This is a genomic window from Kumtagia sp. (assembly GCF_059502445.1).
The window spans coordinates 13,398-37,624 of sequence record NZ_JCACER010000066.1; the positions used below are offsets into that span (position 1 = coordinate 13,398).

Genomic DNA, 24,227 nt, shown 5'->3' on the forward strand with positions numbered 1-24,227 from the left:
CAGGCCGAAGGCCGTCGCGGAGACCATAGGATCCATGCCGTGGCGGCAGCGACACGCCCGGCAGAGCAGAACGAAGCACTCATAAAGCAGAGCATATCAACATGATGCGCCAACGATGGAAGACGTGAGAATCCGACAGCCCTGAATGGGGAGAGGGCCACCTGCTGCGGCGCATCTTCGCAAATCTCCAGCAGTGCTGATTGGCGAAATCGGCAGCCGCCGCGTCCTTCTCCCGTCCCTACGGGGAGAAGTGCCCGGCAGGGCGATGAGGGGCAGCGCCGACGGTCAAAGCATCGCGTCGGACAAAACCGGCCAGGCAACTGCGCGCCGAACGAATAGACGAATCCCGTTACGTCCCGCCGCCTGCCGCGAGCGACGCGCGGATCGAGCGTTTCAGCTTGCCGAGCTCGTCGATCAGCGCCACCCGGTCGCGCGCCGACAGGTCCTTGAACAGGTCGCCGATCCAGTCGCCGTGGCGGTCGGCCATCTCGCGGAAGGCGGCGCGGCCGAAATCGGTGAGCGCGATGATCTGGACGCGGCGATCGGTCGGCGAGGTGGTGCGGCTGACATGGCCGCTCTCGACCAGCCGCTCCACCAGCGCGGTGAGATTGCCCGCCGACACCATCATGCGCCTGGACAGCTCGCCGAGCACCATGCCCTGCTCGGCGCGCTCGAGCTGGGCGAGCAGGTCGAAGCGCGGCAGGGTGAAGTCGAAGTCCTCGCGCAGGCGCCGCCGCACCTCGGTCTCGACCAGCGTAGAGCAGGTGAGCAGGCGCAGCCACAGCCGCAGGTCGTCGCCATGGTCGGCGGGCGCCTCGGCGACCTTGGTCTCGCTGTCGATCCAGTCCACGCCGCCTTGCTCGGTCAACGGGCATCCCTCCTGAAGCGCGCCCCCTTGGCCAGCAGCCAGGGGCGCGAATCGCGTGCCGGCGCGGGCGCGCCGCGATTGTCTAAGCTTAAACTATGCGGCCGCTTCGCGCGAGACCAAGCCGGTGCGGCTTTGGCCGGCCGCGCGCAAGCGCATCCAGGCCGCGTTGGAGAGCGGAGACCTCAGCCGGTATGCTCGTCCACTTCCTCGGTGAAGGAGCGCACCGTGCGGATCGCGCCGTCGAGCGCCACCCCGTCCGCGTCGGCAAGCGCCGCCTCGCGCAGCCGCCTGATCCAGTCGGCGGCGTCGGCGCGGCCTTTGAGCAGCGGCAGGCAGCCGAGCACGCGGTCGAACTTCGACAGGCCGCGGCTATGGGTGTCGGAATAACCCTTGATCAGGCGACGGCACTTCAGCACCTCGACGCCGAGAGCATAGTCGCCGTCGCGCTCGCGCAGCGCCGTCGCCAGCCATTCCTCCAGATGCGCCGTCTCGACGCGATGGCGCAGCAGGCCGCGGCGCCAGCGCCGCATGCCGCCGATCGCCCACAGCATGCCGAAGCCGAGGATGCTGTCGGTGCGGATGCGGCGGCCGCGGTCGACCACGCGGTTGAGCGCCTTTATCAGGCCGGGCCGTGCCTCGATCGCCGCCCCCAGCCGGGCCGGCAGCGTGCCGCAGATCTCCTCCATGCGCGGATGGAAATATTCGGTGGTGAGCAGCGCCTGGCCTTCGCCCAGCTTCACCTCGCGGCGCACGCGCTCGGCCCGCGCCGACCGGGTCTTCAGGTCGGCGACGCGCACGATGTCGTCGTAGACCATGGCGTTGGCGACGTATTTCGCCGCCTCGCGCGAAAAGGCGAAGCCTTGCGTCTCCTCGTCGTCGGCGGCGATGCGCTCGATGCGCTCGAGATATTCGCCGCCATAGGCCGGATCGAGGAAGTCGACCACTTTTCGCAGGCCCGGCTCGGCAAGCTCGCGCACCGGCTCCGGCAGCTCGGCGACGCGGTGCAGCAACTCCTCCCATTGCTCCTCCAGCCGTCGCGGGCCGCGCACGGCCGACCCGGTGTCGCCAGCTGGAATCACCGCCGCGCTTTCGGCCGCGGCGACGCCGGCGGCGCGGTCGTAGGCGAGGGCGAAAGCCCGAAGGCTGGCTTCCGTCCCTTTGCCGCCGGCCTTGATGGTCGCCTCGAACTCGGCGCGCGAAAAGGGCAACTCGCCGGTGCCGGCGAGCGCGCCGAACAGGCTGGCGGAGATCACGCTGCCGGCCTGTTTTGCCAGCGCCTCCATGTCGAAATGGACGAAGCGCCGCGACGCCTCGGCCGCCCGGCGCTGCACCGTGCCGCCATCGGCGCGGCCATCGCCCGGCACGATCTTCTCCGACACCGCCAGCATGCGATGGCTGGAAGCGATCAGCGTGGTGCGGTCGGGCGTGACGAAGCCGCGCAGCACCGCCCGTCCGGCTTCCGCCAGTTCGGCGGCGATCAGGATGTCGACGTCGCCCGGCGCCGGGCTCAGCGCCAGCACCGGCCGGGCGTCCGGCCGGGCCGGATCGCTCGGCATCATCTCGACATAGTAGATCGTGGCGCCGGTGCGCTGCGCCACGCCGGCGACCGAGGTCGACTGCACATGCCAGCCGGCCCGCTGCGCCAGGTCGGTGATCCAGTTGGTGAGCACGCCGCCGCCCTGGCCGCCCACCGCCAGGATGCAGAGTTTTATGACCGAACCCGTGCGGTCGGGGCCTTTCGCCAGACCGAGCCTCATGCCGCCTGTGCTCCGAAGGTCAGCCGCCGGCGCTCGCGCCGCGACTGCAGCGCCGAAATCACCCGCTGGCGCAGCCGGAACCAGAAGCGGTCCCAGCCCGTCGGGTTGCTGACCACGTCGGCCTGGTAGAAGGACGGGCAGAGCACCGCCGCGTCGGCGACCTCGCCGCAATTGCCGCAGCCGACGCAGTTCTCGTCGATCGCCGCCACCGGATCGTCGCGCAGCGGGTCGTCGAGATGCTTGACCGTCAGCGACGGGCAGCCGGAGAGCCGCATGCAGGCGTGATCGCCGGTGCAGACGTCCTCGTCCACGCCGAACTTGGTCTTGACCATGCGCCTGCCTTCGGCCGCCGCCTTCTTCTTCAGCGGCGCCTCGCGCCGCTGCCGGTTGAGCATGCATTCCGACGAGGCGACGATGACCTTGGGGCCTTTCTCCTCGGTCGTCAGCGCTTCCTTCAGCGTGTCGCGCATCTGGCCGACGTCGTAGGTGCGCTCGATGTGGCGCACCCATTTCACGCCCATGCCCTTGATGGCGTCGGTGATCGGATGTTTCGTCGACTTGGTCCGGTTGCTGGCGCGCGACGACAAGACGTCCTGCCCGCCGGTCGCGGCCGAATAATAGTTGTCGACCACCACGATGACGCCGTCGTTCTTGTTGAAGACGGCATTGCCGATCGAGGAGGTCAGGCCGTTGTGCCAGAAGCCGCCGTCGCCGACGAAGGAGATGGAGCGGCGCCTGGCGTCGGGCGAATTGAAGGCCGAAGCCGAAGCCGGCCCCAGCCCGTAGCCCATGGTGGTGGCGCCGAGCTCGAATGGCGGCATGATCGAGAACAGGTGGCAGCCGATGTCGGAGGCGATGTGGTGCTTGCCGAGCTCCTGCTCCGCGAGCTTCGTCGCCGCGAAGATCGGGCGCTCGGGGCAGCCGATGCAGAAGCCCGGCGGGCGCATCGGTACGGTCTTGGCGAGATCCTCGAAGATCGGCGGCGCCGGTACGTTGGGCGCCCGGATCTCCGGCGCCAGCATGCCGCCGGCATGCTGGCGCAGGAACGCGCCAAGGCCCGACAGCAGCGTGTCGCCGGTATATTCGCCGGCCATCGGCAGCACGCCCTTGCCTTCGAGGCGCACCGTCGCGCCGGCCTTGTAGAGCATGGCGCCGAGCGCCTGCTCGATGTAATCCGGCTGACCCTCCTCGACCACCAGCACCGCATCCTTGCCCTCGCAGAAGGCGACGAGATCGTCCTCGATCAGCGGATAGGTGACGTTGAGCACATGCAGCGGCACCTCGGTCTCGCCATAGAGGTCGGCCAGGCCGAGCCGCTGCAGCGCGCGGATGACGCCGTTGTACATGCCGCCCTGGCAGATGATGCCGACCTTGCCGGAGCCGCCGAAGGTCTCGTTCAGCCGGTGCCGCTTGATGTAGTCGATCGCCGCCGGCAGGCGCTTGGAGATCTTCTCCTTCTCGTGCAGGAAGGAGGCGGGTGGCAGCACTATGCGCTGCGTGTCGCGGCGCGGGTTCTCCAGCGCGTCGGCTACCGTCATCGCCGGCCGCTTGTTGTCCTTCGTGGTGAAGGAGCCGTGGACGTGGCAGCAGCGGATGCGCACCTGCAGCATCACCGGCGTGTTCGACGCCTCCGACAGCTCGAAGCCGTGCTCGACCGCGGCGACGATGGACGGCAGGTTGGGGCGCGGGTCGAGCAGCCATACCTGGCTCTTCATGGCGAAGGCGTGGCTGCGCTCCTGCATGATGGAGGAGCCCTCGCCATAGTCCTCGCCGACGATGATCAGGGCGCCGCCGGTAACGCCGCCCGAGGCGAGGTTGGCGAGCGCGTCCGACGCGACATTGGTGCCGACGGTCGACTTGAAGGTCGCGGCGCCGCGGATCGGGTAGTGCACGGAGGCCGCCAGCATGGCGGTCGCCGTCGCCTCCGAGGCGCTTGCCTCGAAATGCACGCCGAGCTCGCCCAGAATCTCCTGCGCGTCGGCGAGAACGTCCATCAGGTGACTGATCGGCGCGCCCTGGTAGCCGCCGACATAACCGACGCCGCATTGCAGCAGCGCCTTGGTGATGGCCAGAATGCCTTCGCCGGTGAACGTCTCGCCCTCGCCCAGCTTGAGCTTCCGGACTTCTTTCGCGAATGACCGTTCGGCCATGGGTATCTCCTCAGAAGTCGTGCTTGCGGACGTTGACGAGCATCTTCTGCAGCGTCGCCACGAAGTTGGCGCGCTCTTCCGCATCGATGCCCGCGAACATCCTGGTGTAGCTCCGCCGCATGGTCGGCCACAGCCGCTCGAACGCCGCCCGGCCGGCATCGGTGATCGAGACGCGCGTGGCGCGGCTGTCGTCGGGATCGGCGGCGCGGCGCACCAGGCCGTCGGCCTCCAGCGCGTCCAGAGCGCGGCTCAGCGTCGACTGCTCGACGATGGCATAGACGGCGAGCCGGCTGATCACCAGATTGTCGATGACCGACAGCACGGCGAGCGTCCGCATCTTCGGCGTGGTCAGGCCGAGCTTGGCCAGGTCGTCGCGCAGCGAGGCATTGTAGCGCCCCATGATGCGGTTCATCAGATAGGGCGCGAACTGCTGCAGGCCGATCTCGCCCAGCCGCGGGCCTTCGGTGTCGTCGCCTATGACCACCCGGTCGTTCATCCGATCTCCTTCGCGACGAGAAAGCCGGAGCCGCCGCCCAGGCCCGGCCCCGGATGGGTCGACGCGCCGATATGGTAGAGACCCTTCACCGGCGTGCGGTGGTTGACCGAGCCGGGGAACGGCCGCCAGGCGAAGAACTGGTCGATGGTGCAGGCACCGCCATAGGGGTCGCCGCCGACCAGGTTGACGTTGAGCGCCTCGAGGTCGGCCGGCGAATAGGCGCGGCGCCTCAGCACGGTGTCGCGGAAGCCGCGGATGTGGTGCGCCAGCATCGTCTCGATGCGGTCGGCAAAGGCTTCGCGCGTGGCCTCGTCCCAGACCCCGGAGGTCGCGATCTTGCCGGCTGCGTCGCCCTTGATCACGCGCGGCGCGTCCGGCACCTGGATCCACAGGATCGCCTTGCCGGCCGGGCAGCGCGACGGGTCAAGCGCCGCCGGCTGGCCGACGCACAGCGTCGGCGTCTCCGGCAGCAGGCCGCGCGTCGCCTCGTTGTGGGATTTCGACACCGCGTCTATGCCGTCGGCGAGATGGATGAGCGCCACCTTCTCCAGCCCGTCGGCGATCCAGCGCGGTGCCCGGTCGAGCGCGTAGTGGAGCTGGAAGTCGCCGCGGCCGTGACGGAACGCCTTGGCAGCCTTCTTCTCCGGCTCCGGCGCGTCCTGGCCGAGCAGCCGGCCATAAAGCTGCCCCGGTGCCACCGAGGCGATGACCGATTTCGCCGCCGCGATCTCCTCGCCGCCCGCCAGCCGCACGCCGGCGGCGCGGCCGTTGCGCACCAGGATGCGCTCGACCTCGGCGCCGGTCCGCACGGTGCCGCCGCGCTCCTCAATCAGGGCGCGGAACGCAGCCGCCGCCTTCCCGGCCCCGCCCTTGACGATGGGCGCTCCGGCGGCTTCCAGCGCGAAGGCGACGACTTTGCCCATTTGGGCGGAATAGGTGTCTTCCGGTGACAGGCCGCAATGCAACGTCCACGGCGCGTAAAGCGCCTGCATCTCGGGCGAAGCATAGCCGCTCTCCAGCCAGCCGCGCGCCGGTCCGAGCGCGCCGCCGAGATAGCTTGCCAGGCCGCGCGGCCCGCGCCGCCAGCCCTCGCGCCCCAGAAGCTTGGCGGTGGCCGCGCTCCACAAATCGCCGCCGAGCAGGCCGAACAGCAGCGGCGCGTTGGCCTCGATGCCGCCGACATCGGCCGCGTGGCGGTCGCCGTCGCCGACGGCCAATCCGTTGAAGGCCGCGACATTGGCCGCCCGGTCCGTGGTGAGCACCGCGCTCGTACCGTCCGGCCGCAGCACGGCGGTCGGATGCGGCGAATGGCAGAACTCCAGCCCGTGGCGGGCGAGGTCGGCGCCGAGCGCGCCATGCGCCGGGCCGGTGACGAACAGCACGAAGGTCGCCGCCATCACGTCATGGACGAAGCCGGGCAAGGTTGCCTCGGCGCTCATCATGCAGCCGCCGAGGCGGTCGGAGCGCTCCAGCAGCAGCACCTTGCCGCCCTTGCCCGACAGCAGCGCCGCGGCGACGAGGCCGTTGACGCCGCTGCCGATGATGACGTGATCGTAGGCCACGCCTCAGCCCTTGGGCACGAGCGCCAGCGCGCGCACCGGGCTGCCGGTGCCGTTCACGATCTTCAGCGGGGCGGCGATCAGGATCGCGCCCTTGGCCGGCAGCTTGTCGAGGTTGCACAGGCTGGCGAGGCCATAGCGGTTTGCCTTGTGCACCAGATTGTGCGCCGGGAAGGGCGGGGTCATGCCGCCGGCGGCACCCGCATCGGTGCCGATGCACTGCGTGCCCCAGCCGATGGCGCCGCGCTCGAGGATGTATTCGATGCAGTCGACCGTCGGTCCGGGCGAATGCGGGCCGTTGGCGTCGGCGTTGAGGAACGCTTCCTCGGAGCCGTTGCGGCGGTCCCAGTCGGTGCGCATCAGGACCCACTCGCCCTTGCCGATGGCGCCGTGTTTCGCTTCCCACGCCTTCACCGCGTCGGCGGTCAGCAGGTAATCGGCGTTCTCCGCCGCCTCGGCCGAGCAGTCGATGACGTTGACCGGCGCCACGTAGTTGCGGACGGGAATAGTGTCGGTGTAGCCGTCGGAAAAATCCTTGCCGGTGATCCAGTGGTGCGGCGCGTCGAAATGCGTGCCGGAATGCTCGCCGAGCTTCAGCCAGTTCCAGGCCCAGAACGGACCGTCCTGGTCGTATTCGGAAATGCGGTGCACCTCGATCTTCGGCGTGTCCCTGGCCAGTTCAGGCGGCAGCTTCAGGATCGGCGTGTCCGGCCCGAGCGGCGCCGACAGGTCGACGACCTCGATCCTTCCGGTCAGCAGCAACTCGGCGAAATCGCCCAGCGCGGTCGCAGCACTCATGTCGAAATCTCCTCGCTATGGGCGCCCCCAACGGCGCCGCGTTCCCTGGCGCGGCCTCTTCCGGCCCGCTCCGAAAAACAGCCTAGACGGAATTAGATGCATATGCAAATATCTCTGTCGAGGGTGAACAAAACGAATGACCACATACGATGCCGTGATCATCGGCGCCGGTCACAATGCGCTGGCGTGCGCCGCGCATCTGACGAGGCGGGGCTGGAAGGTGGCGCTGTTCGAGGCGGCGGAGCGGCCCGGCGGCGCCGTGAAGACGCTGGAATTGACCGCGCCCGGCTTCCGCCACGACTTCGCGGCGATGAACCTCAGCCTGTTCGCAGGCTCGGCTTTCCATAAGACCTATGCATCCGATCTGGCGGCACACGGCCTGGCCTTCGTGCCGGTTGCCGATTGTTTCGCCTCGCTGTTTCCGGACGGCCGCTGGCTCGGCGTGTCGACCGACCTAGCCACGACGCAGGAACGCATCCGCGCCTTCTCGCCGCGCGATACCGAGACCTGGGCGCGGCTGGTGGCGGAGTTCCCGGCCCGCGCCGAGACCTTGTTCGCGCTGCTCGGCAGCCCCATGAAAAAGCGTGCGATTGCAAGTATCCTGTTTTCAACCCTGCGTCGCCACGGCTTCTCCGGGGCGCAGGAACTGCTGCGTTTCCTGTTGTCGTCGCCGCGCGCCTGGCTGGACGAGACCTTCGAGAGCCCGCAGGTCAAGGCGCTGCTCGCCGCCTGGGGCATGCATCTCGACTTCGCTCCCGACATCGCCGGCGGCGCGGTGTTTCCTTACCTCGAAGGCATGGCCAACCAGAGTTTCGGCATGGCGCTCGGCAAGGGCGGCGCCGACACCATGATCGCCGCCCTCGTCGCCATGGTGAAGGCCGGCGGCGGCAGCGTCGAATGCGGCACCGCCGTCGAGCGGGTCGAGACCGCGGGCGGCCGTGCCACAGGCGTCGTGCTCGCCGACGGGCGCCGCATCGCCGCGACGAAGGCCGTCATCGGCTCGGTCGCACCGCGCGCACTCGCAAAACTGCTGCCGCAAGGGTCCGGTGACGAGCGCTTCGACCGGCACATGCGCGACTTCCGCCATGCGCCGGGCACGATGATGATCCATCTCGCCCTCGACGACCTGCCGGACTGGCCGGACGCGGCGCTCCGCCGCTTCGCCTATGTGCATCTGTCGCCGAGCATGGACGCGATGGCGCTCGCCTATGCGCAGGCGCAGGCCGGCCTTCTGCCGACCGAACCGGTGCTGGTGGTCGGCCAGCCCACCGCCGTCGATCCCAGCCGCGCCCCCGAGGGCAAGCACGTCCTGTGGGTGCAGGTGCGCATGGTGCCGGCCGAAATCCGCGGCGACGCCGCCTGCGCGATCGCCAGCACGGACTGGGAAACGGTGCGCGACCTCTACGCCGAGCGGGTGATCGGCATCGTCGAGCGCTACGCGCCCGGTCTTTCATCGAAGATCATCGCGCGGCGCGTCGTCACCCCGCTCGACCTCGAGCGCGACAATGCGAACCTGGTCGGCGGCGACCAGGTCGGCGGCAGCCATCATTTGTCGCAGAATTTCCTGTTCCGCCCGGCGCCGGGCGCCGCCGGCTGGAAGACGCCGGTCAAGAATTTCCATCTCACCGGCGCCTCGACCTGGCCCGGGGCCGGCGTCGGCGCGGGGTCGGGCTACCGGCTCGCCCAGCAGCTGGCGGGCGGCTGATTTCATCGATTTCATAACGACACCTGGGGAACGCAGACATGACCAGACATCCAAATCGACGCACCCTCCTGAAGCTCACCGGCGCCGGCATCGCCGCCGCGGGGCTCGGCATCCCGCAGCTCGCTTCCGCGCAGGAAGCCGACGAACTCACCATCGCCTATAACGTCAACCTGCCGTCCTGGGACCCGACGGTCGGCCCCTCGGCGGTCAACCCGACCATCCAGGGTTTCTACCAGTCCGTCTTCGACATGTTCATCCACCAGAACCCGGACCTGAGCTTCGGCCCCGGCCTGGTCACCGAATGGGGCTGGAACGACGACCGCAGCAAGATCTTCCTGGTGGTGCGCGAGGGCGTCACCTGGCACGACGGCAGCCCCTTCACCGCCGAGGACGTCGCCTGGTCGCTGGAGCGCGCCGGCAAGGCCGAAACCGGCAACCCGATCCAGTTCGTCTGGGCCAAGGTCGGCAACTTCAAGGTCAACGGCAACCGCGTCGAGGCCGACGTGCTGGAATTCGAGCCGACCATCTTCAAATGGATGTCGTTCCTGACCGGCTACGTCTTGCCCAAGGCCTATTACGAGAAGGTCGGCGCCGAAGGCTTCGAGGCCAAGCCGATCGGCACCGGCCCTTACATGGTCGACCGCTACGAGCGCAACGCGTTCGTGCGGCTGAAGGCCAACCCGACCTATTGGGGCGGCAAGCCGGATTTCGACACGGTGACCATAAAATTCGTCACCGACGCGGCGAGCCGCGTCGCCGAGATCGAATCCGGCAATTCCGACGTCACGCTGGAGATCCCCTACGAGGAATATGACCGCCTGACCGCCGGCGGGCTGAAGGGCTCCAACGAGACCATCTCCGACATCGCGATGATCTTCCTCAACGACGTCGACCCGATGCTGGACAAGAACGTCCGGCTGGCGGCCAACCACGCCATCGACAAGCAGCTCCTAGTCGACCGGCTGCTGCGCGGCTACGGCGTGCCGCTGTCGACGCTGGAGACGCCGGAATACGTCGCCTACGACGCCTCCATAAAGGTCCCCTACGACGCCGAGCTGGCGACCAAGCTGCTCGCCGCATCCGGCTACTCGCCGGACAAGCCGGTGAAGTTCAAGCTTCAGACCACGCGCGGCTTCAAGCCGAAGGACTATGAGATGATCCAGGCGATCGTCGGCATGTGGCGCAAGGTCGGCATCGAGGCCGAGATCGAGGTCTACGAGATCGCCCAGCATTACGAGCTGCGCGCCGCCGACAAGCTGGCGCCGGCCGCCTTCTACAACTGGGGCAACGCCGTCGGCGACCCGACCACCTCGACCGGCTTCGCCATGTTCGGCCCGAGCCCGCATTCGGTGTGGGACGGCCAGGATCTCATCGACAAGATCGGGCCGCTGTGGGGCGAGAAGGACGAGGACCAGCGCATCCAGGGCTGGAAGGACGTCTCCCGCTACATCGCCGAGGAGGGCCTGGTGGTCCCGCTCATCCAGTACGCGCAGCCGATCGTCCATCGCGACGGGATAACCGTGACGCCGCACAAGTCGGGCGCGCTGCTGCCGCACCTGATCAAGCGCGCCTGAGACAGTGGCCCGCCGGCCGGTGCATGATCCCGAAAAATCGCAGATTCTTCGGGACGGATCATGCCCAGATAAAGAGACAGAGCGGAATGCCGATTCATATTGATCGCATTGCGCTCTAGTCCGGCGAGCAGACACCCTACATGCAGCTTGCGCGTACTATTTTCGGGCGTCTCGCCACCACGCTGATCACCCTGATCGGCGTGGCGGTGATCGTTTTCTTCATCGTCCGCATCGTTCCCGGCGACCCAATCGCCATGATGCTGCCGCCCGGCGCGACCGACGCCGACATCGACCGGCTGCGGGCGCTCTACGGGCTCGACAAATCGATCCCGCAGCAATTCGCCATCTGGTTCGGCAATGTGCTGCACGGCGATTTCGGCACGTCGATCTCGACCCGCCAGCCGGTGCTGTCGCTGGTGCTCAACCGCCTGCCGGCGACGCTGGAGCTCAGCCTGGTCGCGCTGCTGATCGCGGTGGCGCTCGGCGGCAGCCTCGCCGTGCTCGGCACGCGCTTCCGGGGCCGCAAGGCGGAGGCCGGCGTCGACATCGCCAACGGCATCGGCCTGTCGGTACCGGACTTCCTGTGGGGACTGGTGCTGATCCTGCTGTTCGGCGTGCTGGTGCCGCTGTTCCACATCTCCGGCCGCGTGTCGCCGCGCCTCGACCTTCCGTTCTCGACCCAGTTCTACCTGCTCGAGAGCATCGTGACGCTGCGCTTCGACATCCTGGCCGACCTCGTCGGCCACATGTTCATGCCGGCGCTTGCGCTCGCTTTGCCGCTCGCCGCGATCATCTCGCAGCTGCTCAAGCAGTCGCTCAAGGAGACGGTCAACCTCGACTATGCCGTGCTCGCCCGCACCAAGGGCTATTCCGAGACCCGCGTCATCCTGTCGGAGGCGCTGCCCAACGCGGTGCTGCCGACGCTGACGCTCATCGGCGTGCAGTTCACCTTCCTGATGGGCGGCACCGTCATCATCGAGCGGCTGTTTTCCTATGAGGGGCTCGGCAACATGGCGATCGACGCGGTGATCAACCGCGACCTGCCGCTGATCCAGGGCATCGTCATCCTGTTCGCGCTGATGTTCACCTTCGTCAACCTGGCCGTCGACATGACCTACGCGCTGCTCAATCCGAGGCTGCGCCGTGCTTGACGGACGCGGTGCGATCAAGCGGCGCGCCGGAGCGCGCCTGTGGCTGTCGGCGCTCTGGCTCGGCTTCGTCGCGCTTTGCGCGATCCTGGCGCCGCTCATCAGCCCGCAGGACCCGCTGGCGCAGGACCTGATGCTCGGCCGCCTGCCGCCCGCCTGGATGGCCGGTTCCGAACCGGGTTTCTGGCTGGGCACCGACAGCCTCGGCCGCGACGTGCTGTCGCGCATGATCTTTGGCGCACGCGTGGCGCTGACGGTGGCGCTGCTCGCCGGCGTCGTCACCTGCCTGGTCGGCTCGGCGCTCGGGCTCGTCGCCGGCTTCTACCGCGGCTGGGCCGACCGCATCGTCGGCCGGCTGGTCGACATCTGGATGGCCTTCCCGCCGGTGCTGTTCGCCATCCTGCTGATCGCCGTGCTCGGCACCGGCCTGACCTCGGTGATCGTCGCCATCGTCGTGATCGACTGGACGCGCTTCTGCCGGGTGGTGCGTGCCGAGACGCTGAACCAGTCCCAGATGGACTATGTGCAGAGCGCCCGCATCGCCGGCTTCACCCGCCTGCGCACGCTGCTGTCGGAAATCCTGCCCAACGTGCTGCCCACGATGGTGGCGCTGCTGACCCTGGAGATGGGCATCGCGGTCATCGTCGAGGCGATCCTGTCCTTCGTCAACCTGTCGATCTCCACCGACGCGCCGACCTGGGGCGGCATGATCGCCGAGGGCCGCGTGGCCATCCACCAGGCATGGTGGGTGCTGGTGTTCCCGCTGGTCGCGCTGTTCCTTACCGTGCTGTCCTTCGCCCAGCTCGGCGACGGCCTGCGCGAGCGCTTCGACCCGGTGCTCAGATGACGGCGTTCCTGCAGATCCGCAACCTGTCGGCGCGCCTCAGGAACACGGGCCACCGGCTGCTGCGCTCGGTCGACATCGACCTGCCGGCGGGCGTGGTGCGCGGCCTGGTCGGCGAGAGCGGCGCCGGCAAGAGCATGATCGGCAAGGCCGTGCTCGGCGTGCTACCGGCGTCGGTGGAGATCGTCGAAGGCGAGATTTTTCTGGACGGCCACGATCTCCTGCGCATGAAGCCGGCAGAGCGGCGGCGGCTGATCGGCGCCAGCACCGCGCTGATCCCGCAGGACCCGCTGACGGCGCTCAACCCGTCGCGGCGCATCGGCCCGCAGATCACCGACCGGCTGGTCGACATCCTCGGCTGGACGAAGGAACGGGCGAGGGCGAGGGCGCTGGAACTGCTCGGCGAGGTGCGCATCCCCGAGCCGGAGCGGGTGGTGCGCCTCTACCCGCACGAGCTGTCCGGCGGCATGCGCCAGCGCGTGCTGATCGCCTCGGCCTTCGCCGCCGAGCCGAAGCTGATCGTGGCGGACGAGCCGACGACGGCGCTGGACGTGACCGTGCAGAAGCAGATCCTGCGGCTGATCTCGGAGCTGCAGGCGCGCCACGGCACGGCGCTGCTGTTCGTCACCCACGACCTCGGCGTGGTCTCCAAGATCTGCGACAGCCTGTCGGTGCTCTATGCCGGCAAGGTGGTGGAGGACACCACCGTCGACGCCTTCTTCGCCGCGCCCCGCCATCCCTATAGCGCCGCGCTGCTGGCCGCCACGCCGCGCCACAACGATCCGGCCTCGTCGCTGCGTCCCGTGCCGCGCGACGTGCTCGATACCGTCGCTGCCGAGATCGCGGCGGCCGACGCGGCATGGAGCCCCCATGGCTGAGGCGCTGTTCCGTATCGCCGGCCTGCGGCTCGACGTGCCCGACATGGCGCGCAAGCCGCTGTTCGGTCCGGCTCCGCGGCTGGAGATTCTGAAAGGCATCTCCTTCGACATCCCGCGCGGCGCGGTGCTCGGCATCGTCGGCGGCTCGGGTTCCGGCAAGACCACGCTCGGGCGCGCCCTGGTGCGGCTGATCCAGCCGACCGGCGGAACGATCCTGTTCGACGGGCAGGACATCACCCACCTGCCGGACGGGCGGCTGCGGGAATTGCGGCGACGCATCCAGATGATCTTCCAGGATCCGATGTCCTCGCTCAATCCGCGCCTCACCATCGGCCGCATCATCGCCGCGCCGCTCGGCGCACGCACGGGCGATCCGCGCGTTTTCGAGGCGCTCGACCAGGTCGGCCTGCCGAAAGCGTTCGCCGCGCGCTATCCGCACGAACTGTCCGGCGGCCAGCGCCAGCGTGTCGGCATCGCGCGGGCCATCGCCATGCGTCCCGACTTCATCCTCGCCGACGAGATCGTCTCCGGCCTCGACGTGTCCTCGCAGGCACAGGTGCTGAACCTGCTGGAACAATTGGTGAAGGAGCTCGGCCTGACGCTCGCCTTCATCAGCCACGATCTCTCGGTCATCAGCCGGCTGTGCGGCCGGGTCATCGTCCTGCAGGGCGGCCGCATCGTCGAGGACGCACCGACAAGGCAGCTCTTCGAGGCGCCGTCGGACCCCTATACGCGCGAGCTGCTCGACGCGATTCCTGTTCCGGACCCTTCGATCCGCTGGTGAGCCGCCGAAGGTTTTTCGCGAGGGGGAAGCAGCTTCGCGATGAACGGGTCCGTCGCCGGCGCGACATTGCCGGGAGCCAGGCCTATCGCTGCGCTTCCGTCGCCATCTTGTAGGCCAGCCCGGCGAGCACGGTGCCCATCAGCCAGCGCTGCAGCGTGATCCACAGCGGGTTCCTGGCCAGGAACAGCGAGATCGAGCCGGCCGCCAGCGCGATCATCGCATTCACCGTCACGCTGACGACGATCTGGGTGGCGCCGAGGATCAGCGACTGCGCGAACACGTTGCCCAGCGCCGGGTCGATGAACTGCGGCAGCAGCGACAGGTAGACCATGGCGATCTTCGGATTGAGCAGATTGGTAGAAGCCCCATCAGGAACAGTTTTCGCGGGCCGTCCTTCGGCAGGGTGCGCACCTGGAACGGGGAGCGGCCGCCGGGCCGCACCGCCTGCCAGGCGAGCCACAGCAGATAGGCCGCGCCGGCGAAGCGCAGCGCATCGTAGGCGAAGGGCACGGCGATCAGCAGGGCGGTGATGCCGAAGGCGGCGGCGAGCATGTAGAAGACGAAGCCCATCGCGACGCCGCCCAGCGAGATCAGCCCGGCCTTCGGCCCCTGGCTGATCGAGCGCGACACCAGATAGATCATGTTCGGGCCGGGCGTCAGCACCATGCCGAGCGCGATCAGGGCGAAGGCGATGAGGGTCGTCGTTTCCGGCATGGTCGGTCTCTCAGGCAGGAGCGGGGGAGGCGGAGTTTGCAGGCAGCCGCCAGGCGGCGAGGCAGCCAAGCACGCCGAGCGGCAGGAAGGCAAGGAAGAGCCAGGCGGCGACGCCGGCGGCCGTTTGGCTGCTCAGCCCGCTGGCAAAGCCGCTGGCATTGGCGACGATGCCGCAGGAAGCGGCGCCGACGGCATAGCCGATGCGCTGCATCGTCGGAACGGCCGAGGAAGCGACGGTGCGCTCGGCCGCCGGCGCCGCGGTGACGATGATGCGGGTGACGAAGGGCCAGGCGATGCCGAAGCCGCCGCCCTGCAGGATCGCGCAGCCGAGGATCAGCGGGATGTTGCCGGCCGGCACGGCATAGGCGAAGCCGGCGACGCCGCCGGCGATCATCAATGCGCCCGCCAGCACGATGCCGCGCTCGCGCTCGGGCGGGGTGTTGGCGACGAGGATCGACAGCACCGACCAGGCGATGGATTCGGCGGCGATGATGTAGCCGGTGGTCAGCACCGAGGTGCCGTGCAGGCTGGTCAGAAGCAGCGGGCCGTAGACGGTGAAGGTGACGGTGGCGACCGAGAAGGCGGCGACCATGATCATGCCGTTGCCGAGCGGCGTGGCGAGGCTGAGCGGGTTCGCCGGGAAGAGGCGCCCGGCGGGCAGGCGCCGGTCGAGCCCGAAGAACAGCGCGATGCCGAACAGGCCCGCCGCCAGCAGCAGCGACGAGCGCAGCGGCGTGACGTCGACGCCGGCCGAGGCGATCAGCACGACGCTGACGGCAAGGCAGGCAAGCGTGGCGAAGGGAAAGGGAGGCAGCGGCGCGCCGTCGTTGCGCCGCCTGGTGGCGGCCGGGCCGCGCAGGACGGCAAGGCAGGCGAGGGCGGCGGCGACGCCGCCCGCCGCGAAGACGCCGAAGGCCCAGCGCCAGGACAGGAACTCCGACATCAGCGCGCCGATCAGCGGGCCGCTGAAGGCGGCGACGCCCCACACGGCCGAGATGACGCCGAAGAGCTGCGGCCAGATGCGCTGCGGGAACAATCGCTCGACCGAGACGAAGGCGAGCGACACCAGCGCGCCGCCGCCGAAACCCTCGACCAGGCGCCCGGCGAGGAAGGCCGGCATGGAGGGCGCGGTGGCGCAGAGCAGCGCGCCGGCCGAATAGACCAGTGCCGCGCCCATCATGTTGGTGCGCAAGGCGACGTAGCTGGTCATGCGCCCGGCCGCCGCGCCGGCGACGATCGCGCCGATCTCGTAGACGGCGAGCGACCAGCCGACCAACTCGACACCGGACAGATCGCCGACCATGGCCGGCATGACGGTCGCAACCATGGTCTCGTTGGTGGCGTGTAGCAGGATGCCGAGGCAGATGAAGCAGAAGCGGGCGAGGTCGCCGCTCGCCCAGAGTTGGCGCCAGTCGATCCTTTCAGCGGTATTTTCGGCCACGAACCTTCTCCGAACCAACACGTCGTGCGACGCAGTGGCCGGGCTGATAGGACCTCGAGTCAGATTGAGGTCAAGGGGCTGATAGGGTGTTTCGTTGGGTCAGTCGACGTGCCGGATGCGCATCCGGCGACGAGATCGGCGCCGGCCCTCGCGACAATCACCGCTGTTTTTCGATCGGATGCGTTCTAAACGGCCGAATTCCAGTCGAAGATCAGAGAAAATCGGCGCAAGAAAGAGTGGTCTCAGGCGAGAAATGCCGTGTTTTCACGGACCAGCGCCAGGCGCAGCTTCTCCATGGCGCGGCTCTCGATCTGGCGGACGCGTTCCTTGGAGATGCCGAGCGACTCGCCGAGCGCCTCCAGCGTCGCGCCGTCGTCCTGCAGCCGGCGCCTGGCGATGATCTGGCGCTCGCGGTCGTTGAGCACGTCCAATGCCTTGTGCAGCCAGTTGGAGCGGCGCTCGACGTCGATCGCCTCGCCCACCACCTCGTCGGGCAGCGGCGCGTCGGAGACGAGGAAGTCCATGCGGTCGGCCGAGCCGGCGCCGTCGTCGCCGACCGGCGCGTTGAGCGAGGAATCGGGATTGGAGAGCCGGGAATCCATCAGGGCGACATCCGCTTCCGATACGCCGAGCTCGGACGAGATCTTGCGATAGAGCGCCGCGCCCGCCTGCATCTCGCCGCCCTGCGCCAGCTTGGCGCGCAGCCGACGCAGGTTGAAGAACAGCGCCTTCTGGGCCGAACTGGTGCCGCCGCGCACGATCGACCAGTTGCGCAGGATGTAGTCCTGCATGGAGGCGCGGATCCACCAAGTCGCATAGGTGGAGAAACGCACCTCGCGCTCCGGCTCGAAGCGCGCCGCCGCCTCGAGCAGGCCGACATAACCCTCCTGGATGAGATCGCCCATCGACAGGCCGAAATGCCGGAAGCGGGCCGCGACGGAAATCACCAGGCGCATATGCGCGACGGTGATGCGGTGAAGCGCGTCCTGGTCGTGGTCGTCCTTCCACCGCACGGCGAGGTCGTGCTCCTCCTCCCGATCGAGGTAGGGAGCTGCCATCGCCGCGTTGATCATCGACCGTCCGGCGCTGTCCTGCATGGGAACCATCCTGAGCAAACGCGAATAGGCGGTCCGGCCATCGGAGCCGCCTGAAGAAGCGCTTCGCCCGACCACAGGCCGGAGAAACAACGCTCCGCACCCGGCGGAAACGCAAAGGCGGCCGGATCGTTCCTGTCCGGTCTCCGCACGTCTTCGTGATGGTCTGGGGGAGTCTTCCTGGATGCGCGCGAGGCGGCGCGGTCTATTCCGCCGCGTCGCGCTGGCCGGCGGCCTCGCCGGGCGCGTCGGGGTCGCCGGGCGCGGTCTCGCAGCCGAGGTCGGGAAAGGCGAGCACCCGCTTGCCGTGGAAGTCGGTACGCGCCACCAGCAGGCCGCGCTCCTCGAAATAGGCGAGCAGGCGGCGCGCCCGACGCGGCGAGTGGCTGCCATAGGCGCGCGCCAGCGTCGCATCCGAAGGACAGGGATCGCCATTGGCGGCGGCGCGCGCCACCATCAGGAAAACGCCCTGCAGGTCGTCCGGCAACGCCTCCGACAGCGCCAGCGCAGTCGCCCAGACCTCGCCGTCGGCGGAGCGCTCGTCGACGCCGGCCCGGGCCACCGCCAGCCGCCGGCGGAAGCCGGAGAGCGGCAGCGGCTCGCCCGGCACGCGGCGGATGCGGCAGCGCACGAGAAAATCCTGGTAGAGCACGGCGTCGGAGCGGAAGGCGGCATCCGCGTCCTCGAGGATCTCGCGCAGCACGGCCTCGATGCCGGCCTCGCGCTCGGCCTCGTCGATCACCGCGAAAACCGGCTGCTCGGCGGGCATCGGCGCCGGCTTCGGCCGCGACAGCTGCGCCAGAAGGTCGGCGGTGGGTATCGGCGCGGGAGGCGGAGCCTTGCGCACAACCGCACGCGCCTCTTCGGGGCCGGGGGTGAAGATCAGGTCGCGCGCGCCCTCCGGCGCCTCGGGCAGCGGCGTCAGCTTCGGGCTGGTCGAGCGCGCCGAGGTCTCGACCGCGCCGATGGTGATCGGCAGCGGTCGCCGCGACAGGGCCGGACCCAGCGCCACGAAATGGCCGCGCGCCAGGTCGCGGAACATTTCCGCCTGGCGGCGGTCCATGCCGAGCAGGTCGGCAGCGCGCGCCATGTCGATGTCGAGGAAGGTGCGGCCCATCAGGAAATTGGAGGCTTCCGCCGCGACGTTCTTGGCCAGCTTCGCCAGCCGCTGCGTGGCGATGACGCCGGCCAGCCCGCGCTTGCGGCCGCGGCACATCAGATTGGTCATCGCGCCGAGCGACAGCTTTCGCGCTTCGTCGGAGACCTCGCCGGCAACGGCGGGCGCGAAAAGCTGCGCTTCGTCGACCACCACCAGCACCGGATACCAGTGGTCGCGCTCGGCGTCGAACATGCCGCCGAGGAAGGCGGCGGCGGCGCGCATCTGCTGCTCGACGTCGAGCCCTTCGAGGTTGAGCACCACGGAGACGCGGTGCTGGCGCACGCGGCCGGCGATTCGCGTCAGCTCGGCCTCGGTGCGGGCGGCGTCGACCACCTGGTGGCCGAATCGGTCGGCCAGCGTGACGAAATCGCCTTCGGGATCGACGATGCATTGCTGCACCCAGGGGGCGCTCTGCTCGAGCAGCCGACGCAGAAGATGCGACTTGCCGGACCCGGAATTGCCCTGCACCAGCAGGCGGGTCGCCAGCAGCTCCTCCAGATCGAGCTCGGCCGCGGCGCCGCCCGCCGCGGCGCCCATGTCGATGCCAACCTTCATCCGGCGCCCTTGTTCAAGGCACCGTCCTTAGCATCTCGTTTCGGCGCACGCGAAGGGTTCGGGGTGCGATTCCCACAGGCGCGATGACGGGAGGCAAATGGCCACGCAGCCTGATATGCGTGAACACTTTGGATCCTCGCCCGACGCGCCACTTGACGCTGTTCTTGAAGGCTCTGTCTAGTTCGGTGTAATCTGCCTCATGGTTGTAGCGCTGAAAAAAAAGGAACTGGATCAATTGGTGTCCGGCCGCGCAGCCCGGCGGTTGCGCGCTTTTCGGCGCGACGTAGACAAGGCCTTCGCGGGAAGGGTAACCGACATCGTTTTGTTCGGGTCGCGGGCGCGAGGCGACGCGGCCGCCAACTCCGACTATGACGTGGCGGTTTTTGTCCGCCATTTCGAGAACCGCCGAATACTCGATCATAAGCTCGCCGATATCGCCTACCCCCATATATTGGAGGGCGTTCACATCAGGCCTGTTTCCGTGCCCGACGACCTGCTGGACAACCCGAATGGAAGTAGTCTGGCGGTTTCTATCCTGCGTGATGGCGTGGCCATTCCATGACGCGGAAGGCAATGAGGCATCCAGCGAAGAAGAAACACCCGAACAAACCTCGACCCGATCCAGTCATTCCGTTATCCGACCTCGACCGTTTGCGACTTTCGAATCAGGAGTTCCAGAAGGCCCTGATCCATCTCGCAGAAGCCGAGAAGCTTGCGGAATGGGGGCAGGCCCCTAATGCGTGTGTGCATTCCGCCTATTATGCCATGGAGCATTGTGCCGCAGCCGCGTTGCTCGCCAATGGCGGAGTTGGCAAGCGCAAGGATGTGCCGAAGAGCCACGAGCATCTCATCGAGCATTTCGGCAAGCTCGTCGAGGGCAAGCCTGGAACTCTCGGCGATTGCGGGAGAATGCTCAGCCGAGCCAGAACCGACAGGATGACAGCCGACTACAACTTGGTCGAAAGCGTATCCGACGAGGATGCGCGCGATACGACCTCAGAGGCGCGGAAATTCATGGACGCTTGCGCGGCCGTCTGGCGACTGGGCTCTGATCGCCAAGCTTAACAGTTCGAAAATGTGTCGCGTCACGTCTTGTTGATGGAAACCCCGCCGTCGGCCAGCAGCGCCGTGCCGGTGGTGAAGCTGGAGGCATCGGAGGCGAGGTAGAGCGCCGAGGCGGCGATCTCATCCGGCCGGGCGATGCGCTTCAGCGCATGCAGTCCTTCGACGAAGGCGCGCTCGTCGGTCGTCTTGAAGGTCGCGGCCGGCGTGTCGGTGCCGCCCGGCAGCAGCGCGTTGACGCGGATGCCGTGCTTTCCGTATTCGGCCGCCAGCACCTGCGTCAGCCCGATCAGCCCGGCCTTCGCCGCCGCATAGGCGGCCATGCCCGGCATGCCGGCGGTGACGCCGACGAAACTGCCGGTGAAGATCAGCGAGCCGCCGCCGCGCTTCAGCATGGCCGGGATCTGGTGCTTCGCGGCGAGGAAGGCACTGGTCAGGTTGGTGTCGATCGTGTCGCGCCAGCCTTCGACCGAGACATCCGGCGTCTCGCCCATCTCGCCGGTCCAGCCGGCATTGTTGAAGGCGATGTCGAGGCCGTCGAATTTTTCCGCTGCCAGCGCGACCAGCGTCTTCTGGTGGGCCTCGTCGCGCACGTCGCCGGCCAGCGCGGCGGCCGTTCCGCCCCTCGCTTCGATTTCGGCGACGAGCCTTTCCAGTTCATCCGCGCGGCGGGCCGCCGCCACGACGGCAGCGCCATGCTCGGCGAAGAGTTTTGCAGCCGCCCGGCCGATGCCGGACGACGCGCCGGTGACGATGGCGACCTTGTCGGTGAGATCGAACATGGTTTTGCTCCCTGTTGTCGTGCCGACCGGAGCCGGCGATGGCGCGGTCGTCGCAGATCGGGAGCGGGGCAACCACCCGAAACGTGCCGGATTGTCTAAGTCCCTCAACGGCAATCGTGTTGACGGATTTCGCAATTGACGGGCCATCTCCCATTTTGAAATGGCAGGGGAGGGGGAGGGCAGGCAGAAGCCCCGGCGCAAAGCGGCAAGGGCCGTCGCAATTAGCGCAAGGGTGACAGCCTGTTTTCGCTAGTGATACACCTCGCGCGCCGGGCGGTGGTAGCAACCCGGCGCAAAGCGCGAGGCCCTGGAAACGTGAAAAAATATTCGGTCTTTGCCATCGCCCGCGAGGCCATGCGCGGCCACAAGGGCTGGCCGGAGCAGTGGAGTTCGCCCGAGCCGCGCTCCGAATACGACGTCATCATCGTCGGCGCCGGCGGGCACGGGCTGGCGACCGCCTACTACCTCGCCAAGGAGCACGGCGTCACCAATGTCGCGGTGCTGGAGAAGGGCTGGCTGGGCGGCGGCAACACCGGCCGCAACACCACCATCATCCGCTCCAACTATCTCTACGACGAGTCCGCCGGCATCTACGACCACGCGGTAAAGCTGTGGGACGGGCTCAGCCAGGACCTCAATTACAACGTGATGTATTCGGCGCGCGGCGTCATGATGCTGGCGCACAATGTGCACGACGTGCAGGTGCTGAAACGCCACGTGCACGCCAACCGGCTGAACGGCATCGACAATGAATGGCTGACGCCGGAGCAGGCCAAGGATTTCTGCCCGCCGCTGAATATCAGCCGGGAAGCGCGCTATCCGGTCGTGGGTGCGACGCTGCAGCGGCGCGGCGGCACGGCGCGGCACGACGCGGTCGCCTGGGGTTATGCGCGCGGGGCGAATGCGCGCGGCGTGCACATCATCCAGAACTGCGAGGTGACCGGCATCCGCCGCGCTTCCGACGGCCGCGTCACCGGCGTCGACACTTCGAAGGGGTTCATCGGCGCCGAGAAGGTCGGCGTGGTGGCGGCCGGGCACACCTCGGTGCTGATGGACATGGCCGGCGTGCGCATGCCGCTGGAGAGCTATCCCTTGCAGGCGCTGGTGTCGGAGCCGGTCAAACCGGTGTTCCCCTGCGTGGTGATGTCGAACACCGTGCATGCCTATATCTCGCAGTCCGACAAGGGCGAGCTGGTGATCGGCGCCGGCACCGACCAGTATACTTCCTACTCACAGACGGGTGGGCTGCACATCCTCAACCACACGCTCGACGCCATCTGCGAGATGTTCCCGATGTTCGGCCGCATGAAGATGCTGCGCTCCTGGGGCGGCATCGTCGACGTGACGCCGGACCGCTCGCCGATCCTCGCCAAGACGCCGGTCAAGGGGCTCTACGTCAATTGCGGCTGGGGCACGGGCGGCTTCAAGGCGACGCCCGGCTCCGGCCATGTCTTCGCCCACACCATCGCCCGTGACGAGCCGCATCCGATCAACGCGCCGTTCACGCTGGAACGCTTCCGCACCGGCCGGCTGATCGACGAGGCCGCCGCGGCCGCGGTGGCGCACTAGGGTCCGCAGCCGATGTGGACCGTCGATCGAAGGGCGAATACCCGGGCAGGCGAGGTCGCCTGGGGGAAGGCCGGCAGCGGACCGGATCTCGTGCTCGCGCATGGCTGGCCCTGGTCGTCGTTCAGCTGGCACCGCGTGATCCCGGCGCTAACCCGGCACTTCACGGTCCACTGGTACGACATGCCGGGTTATGGCCAGTCGGAGAAGCGCGGGGATCATTCGACGGCGCTGGACGTGCAGGGAGAGGTGTTCGCCGAAATGCTGGGCTTCTGGCGCTTGTCCAATCCGAACGTCGTCGCCCACGACATGGGCGGCGCCGTCACGCTGCGCGCCCATCTGCTCGGCGGCGTCGGATACGAGAGGCTGGTGCTGATGAATGTCGTGGCGCTCAGCCCGTGGGGGTCGGCCTTCTTCGACCATGTCGGCCGTCACATCGAAGCGTTCACCAGTCTGCCGCCGCATATCCATGAGGCCGTCGCCGGCGCGTATATCAAGGGCGCACTGGTCAATGATCTCTCCGGCGACGATTTCGAGCGGCTTCGGGCGCCGTGGCTGAGCGAGGAAGGGCGGGCAAGCTTCTACGCCCAGTTCGCGCAGGCGGACGAACGGTACACGCGGGAATTCGAGGACGGGCTGGATGCGATCCGCTGTCCCGTCGCGATCCTGTGGGGCGAGGACGATCCCTGGATACCGATCGCGCGCGGACGCCTGCTGCACACGAAAATACCACGGTCGAGCTTCGAAGTGCTGGCCGGCGTCGGCCATCTGCCGCAGCTCGAAGCGCCGGACCGGATCGGTGCCCGTCTGCTGAACGCACTTCAGATATCAAGCTAGTCGAGGACGTCGGTGCAATGCTTCTCATCCGCTGCCCCTATTGCGAGGAAGAGCGTCCGGAGCTGGAATTCCGGCATGCCGGCGAGGCGCATGTCGCGCGCTCCGGCGACATCGCCGCGATCTCCGACGAGGATTTCGAAAAGTTCTTCTTCATCCGCTCCAACCCGAAGGGGGTGGTGTTCGAGCGCTGGCGGCACGTGCATGGCTGCGCCCGCTTCTTCAACGCGGCGCGCAACACGGTCACCGACAGGTTTCTGGTGACCTACAAGGCCGGCGAGCCGAAACCGGAGATTTCCGCCGAGGACGCGGGGCCGGCGGCTTGGGCGAACCGCGAGCCGGCGGAGCTGAATGAGACATCGTCTTCCAGGCTCAAGGAGCAGGTGACGGAATGATGCGGCGCTCCTTCGCACCCCCCTCTGTCCTGCCGGACATCTCCCCCGCAAGGGGGGAGATTGC

General features: G+C 68.1%; 21 protein-coding genes and 1 pseudogene. 11 read left to right on the forward strand and 11 right to left on the reverse strand.

The features are described from left to right. Positions 1 to 349: 349 nt before the first annotated feature. The 6 genes from AC5JDC_RS18645 to AC5JDC_RS18670 all read right to left on the reverse strand — a co-directional run bounded on the left by AC5JDC_RS18645 (position 350) and on the right by AC5JDC_RS18670 (position 7,628). Positions 350 to 868 (reverse strand): MarR family winged helix-turn-helix transcriptional regulator, encoded by a 519-nt coding sequence (locus tag AC5JDC_RS18645; RefSeq protein WP_495843488.1) that lies wholly within the window; start codon positions 866 to 868, stop codon positions 350 to 352. A 182-nt stretch (positions 869 to 1,050) separates the two neighbouring features. Next, positions 1,051 to 2,625, reverse strand: coding sequence for an indolepyruvate oxidoreductase subunit beta family protein (locus AC5JDC_RS18650; protein ID WP_495843490.1), 1,575 nt, complete (start codon positions 2,623 to 2,625; stop codon positions 1,051 to 1,053). Beyond that, positions 2,622 to 4,775, reverse strand: coding sequence for a thiamine pyrophosphate-dependent enzyme (locus AC5JDC_RS18655; protein WP_495843492.1), 2,154 nt, complete (start codon positions 4,773 to 4,775; stop codon positions 2,622 to 2,624). The genes AC5JDC_RS18650 and AC5JDC_RS18655 overlap by 4 nt, the downstream gene beginning before the upstream one ends. Before the next feature lie 10 nt (positions 4,776 to 4,785). Beyond that, positions 4,786 to 5,271, reverse strand: coding sequence for a MarR family winged helix-turn-helix transcriptional regulator (locus AC5JDC_RS18660; RefSeq protein WP_106773100.1), 486 nt, complete (start codon positions 5,269 to 5,271; stop codon positions 4,786 to 4,788). After that, positions 5,268 to 6,833, reverse strand: coding sequence for a phytoene desaturase family protein (locus AC5JDC_RS18665; protein ID WP_495843494.1), 1,566 nt, complete (start codon positions 6,831 to 6,833; stop codon positions 5,268 to 5,270). The genes AC5JDC_RS18660 and AC5JDC_RS18665 overlap by 4 nt, the downstream gene beginning before the upstream one ends. 3 nt (positions 6,834 to 6,836) lie before the next feature. Beyond that, positions 6,837 to 7,628: a cyclase family protein gene (locus AC5JDC_RS18670; protein ID WP_106773102.1), complete on the reverse strand. Its 792-nt coding sequence runs from the start codon at positions 7,626 to 7,628 to the stop codon at positions 6,837 to 6,839. A 136-nt stretch (positions 7,629 to 7,764) separates the two neighbouring features. Between AC5JDC_RS18670 and AC5JDC_RS18675 the strand changes: the two genes are divergently transcribed. From AC5JDC_RS18675 to AC5JDC_RS18700, 6 genes are all read left to right on the forward strand, one after another. Next, positions 7,765 to 9,333: a phytoene desaturase family protein gene (locus AC5JDC_RS18675; protein ID WP_495843496.1), complete on the forward strand. Its 1,569-nt coding sequence runs from the start codon at positions 7,765 to 7,767 to the stop codon at positions 9,331 to 9,333. Between the two features lie 38 nt (positions 9,334 to 9,371). Then, entirely contained in the window at positions 9,372 to 10,907 is a 1,536-nt protein-coding gene (locus tag AC5JDC_RS18680; RefSeq protein WP_495843498.1) for an ABC transporter substrate-binding protein, read from the forward strand. Between the two features lie 140 nt (positions 10,908 to 11,047). After that, positions 11,048 to 12,058, forward strand: a complete 1,011-nt coding sequence (locus AC5JDC_RS18685; protein WP_495843500.1) for an ABC transporter permease — start codon at positions 11,048 to 11,050, stop codon at positions 12,056 to 12,058. Then, on the forward strand, positions 12,051 to 12,902 hold the full coding sequence (locus tag AC5JDC_RS18690) for an ABC transporter permease (protein ID WP_495843502.1): 852 nt from the start codon (positions 12,051 to 12,053) through the stop codon (positions 12,900 to 12,902). Before AC5JDC_RS18685 ends, AC5JDC_RS18690 begins: the two co-directional genes overlap by 8 nt. Continuing rightward, positions 12,899 to 13,777 carry an ABC transporter ATP-binding protein gene (locus tag AC5JDC_RS18695; RefSeq protein ID WP_495843504.1) on the forward strand — a complete coding sequence of 293 codons (879 nt, stop codon included), beginning with the start codon at positions 12,899 to 12,901 and terminating at the stop codon, positions 13,775 to 13,777. Before AC5JDC_RS18690 ends, AC5JDC_RS18695 begins: the two co-directional genes overlap by 4 nt. Further along, positions 13,770 to 14,561: an ATP-binding cassette domain-containing protein gene (locus AC5JDC_RS18700; RefSeq protein ID WP_495843506.1), complete on the forward strand. Its 792-nt coding sequence runs from the start codon at positions 13,770 to 13,772 to the stop codon at positions 14,559 to 14,561. The genes AC5JDC_RS18695 and AC5JDC_RS18700 overlap by 8 nt, the downstream gene beginning before the upstream one ends. An 82-nt stretch (positions 14,562 to 14,643) precedes the next feature. Here the strand turns inward: AC5JDC_RS18700 and AC5JDC_RS18705 are convergent. The 4 genes and pseudogenes from AC5JDC_RS18705 to AC5JDC_RS18720 form a co-directional block, all read right to left on the reverse strand. Beyond that, positions 14,644 to 15,275 (reverse strand): annotated as a pseudogene (locus AC5JDC_RS18705) (LysE family translocator). A 10-nt stretch (positions 15,276 to 15,285) separates the two neighbouring features. After that, positions 15,286 to 16,716 carry an MFS transporter gene (locus AC5JDC_RS18710; protein ID WP_495843508.1) on the reverse strand — a complete coding sequence of 477 codons (1,431 nt, stop codon included), beginning with the start codon at positions 16,714 to 16,716 and terminating at the stop codon, positions 15,286 to 15,288. A 242-nt stretch (positions 16,717 to 16,958) separates the two neighbouring features. Beyond that, positions 16,959 to 17,822 (reverse strand): RNA polymerase factor sigma-32, encoded by an 864-nt coding sequence (locus AC5JDC_RS18715; RefSeq protein WP_495843510.1) that lies wholly within the window; start codon positions 17,820 to 17,822, stop codon positions 16,959 to 16,961. A gap of 193 nt (positions 17,823 to 18,015) precedes the next feature. Beyond that, positions 18,016 to 19,524: a helicase HerA domain-containing protein gene (locus tag AC5JDC_RS18720; protein WP_495843513.1), complete on the reverse strand. Its 1,509-nt coding sequence runs from the start codon at positions 19,522 to 19,524 to the stop codon at positions 18,016 to 18,018. Between the two features lie 199 nt (positions 19,525 to 19,723). Here AC5JDC_RS18720 and AC5JDC_RS18725 point away from each other — a divergent pair, with 199 nt between their 5' ends. Then, positions 19,724 to 20,086 (forward strand): nucleotidyltransferase domain-containing protein, encoded by a 363-nt coding sequence (locus AC5JDC_RS18725; protein ID WP_495843515.1) that lies wholly within the window; start codon positions 19,724 to 19,726, stop codon positions 20,084 to 20,086. An 11-nt stretch (positions 20,087 to 20,097) separates the two neighbouring features. After that, entirely contained in the window at positions 20,098 to 20,589 is a 492-nt protein-coding gene (locus AC5JDC_RS18730; protein ID WP_495843517.1) for a HEPN domain-containing protein, read from the forward strand. Between the two features lie 20 nt (positions 20,590 to 20,609). Here the strand turns inward: AC5JDC_RS18730 and AC5JDC_RS18735 are convergent, their stop codons facing one another. Continuing rightward, entirely contained in the window at positions 20,610 to 21,368 is a 759-nt protein-coding gene (locus AC5JDC_RS18735) for an SDR family oxidoreductase (RefSeq protein ID WP_495843520.1), read from the reverse strand. Positions 21,369 to 21,683: 315 nt separating this feature from the next. Between AC5JDC_RS18735 and AC5JDC_RS18740 the strand changes: the two genes are divergently transcribed. The 3 genes from AC5JDC_RS18740 to AC5JDC_RS18750 are packed head-to-tail and all read left to right on the forward strand — an operon-like array spanning position 21,684 to position 24,163. Next, on the forward strand, positions 21,684 to 22,937 hold the full coding sequence (locus tag AC5JDC_RS18740; protein WP_495843522.1) for a sarcosine oxidase subunit beta: 1,254 nt from the start codon (positions 21,684 to 21,686) through the stop codon (positions 22,935 to 22,937). Positions 22,938 to 22,949: 12 nt separating this feature from the next. After that, complete coding sequence (locus tag AC5JDC_RS18745) at positions 22,950 to 23,771, forward strand: alpha/beta fold hydrolase (RefSeq protein WP_495843524.1); 822 nt, start codon at positions 22,950 to 22,952, stop codon at positions 23,769 to 23,771. 17 nt (positions 23,772 to 23,788) lie between these two features. Further along, positions 23,789 to 24,163, forward strand: a complete 375-nt coding sequence (locus AC5JDC_RS18750) for a sarcosine oxidase subunit delta (RefSeq protein ID WP_106773116.1) — start codon at positions 23,789 to 23,791, stop codon at positions 24,161 to 24,163. Positions 24,164 to 24,227 lie beyond the last annotated feature (64 nt).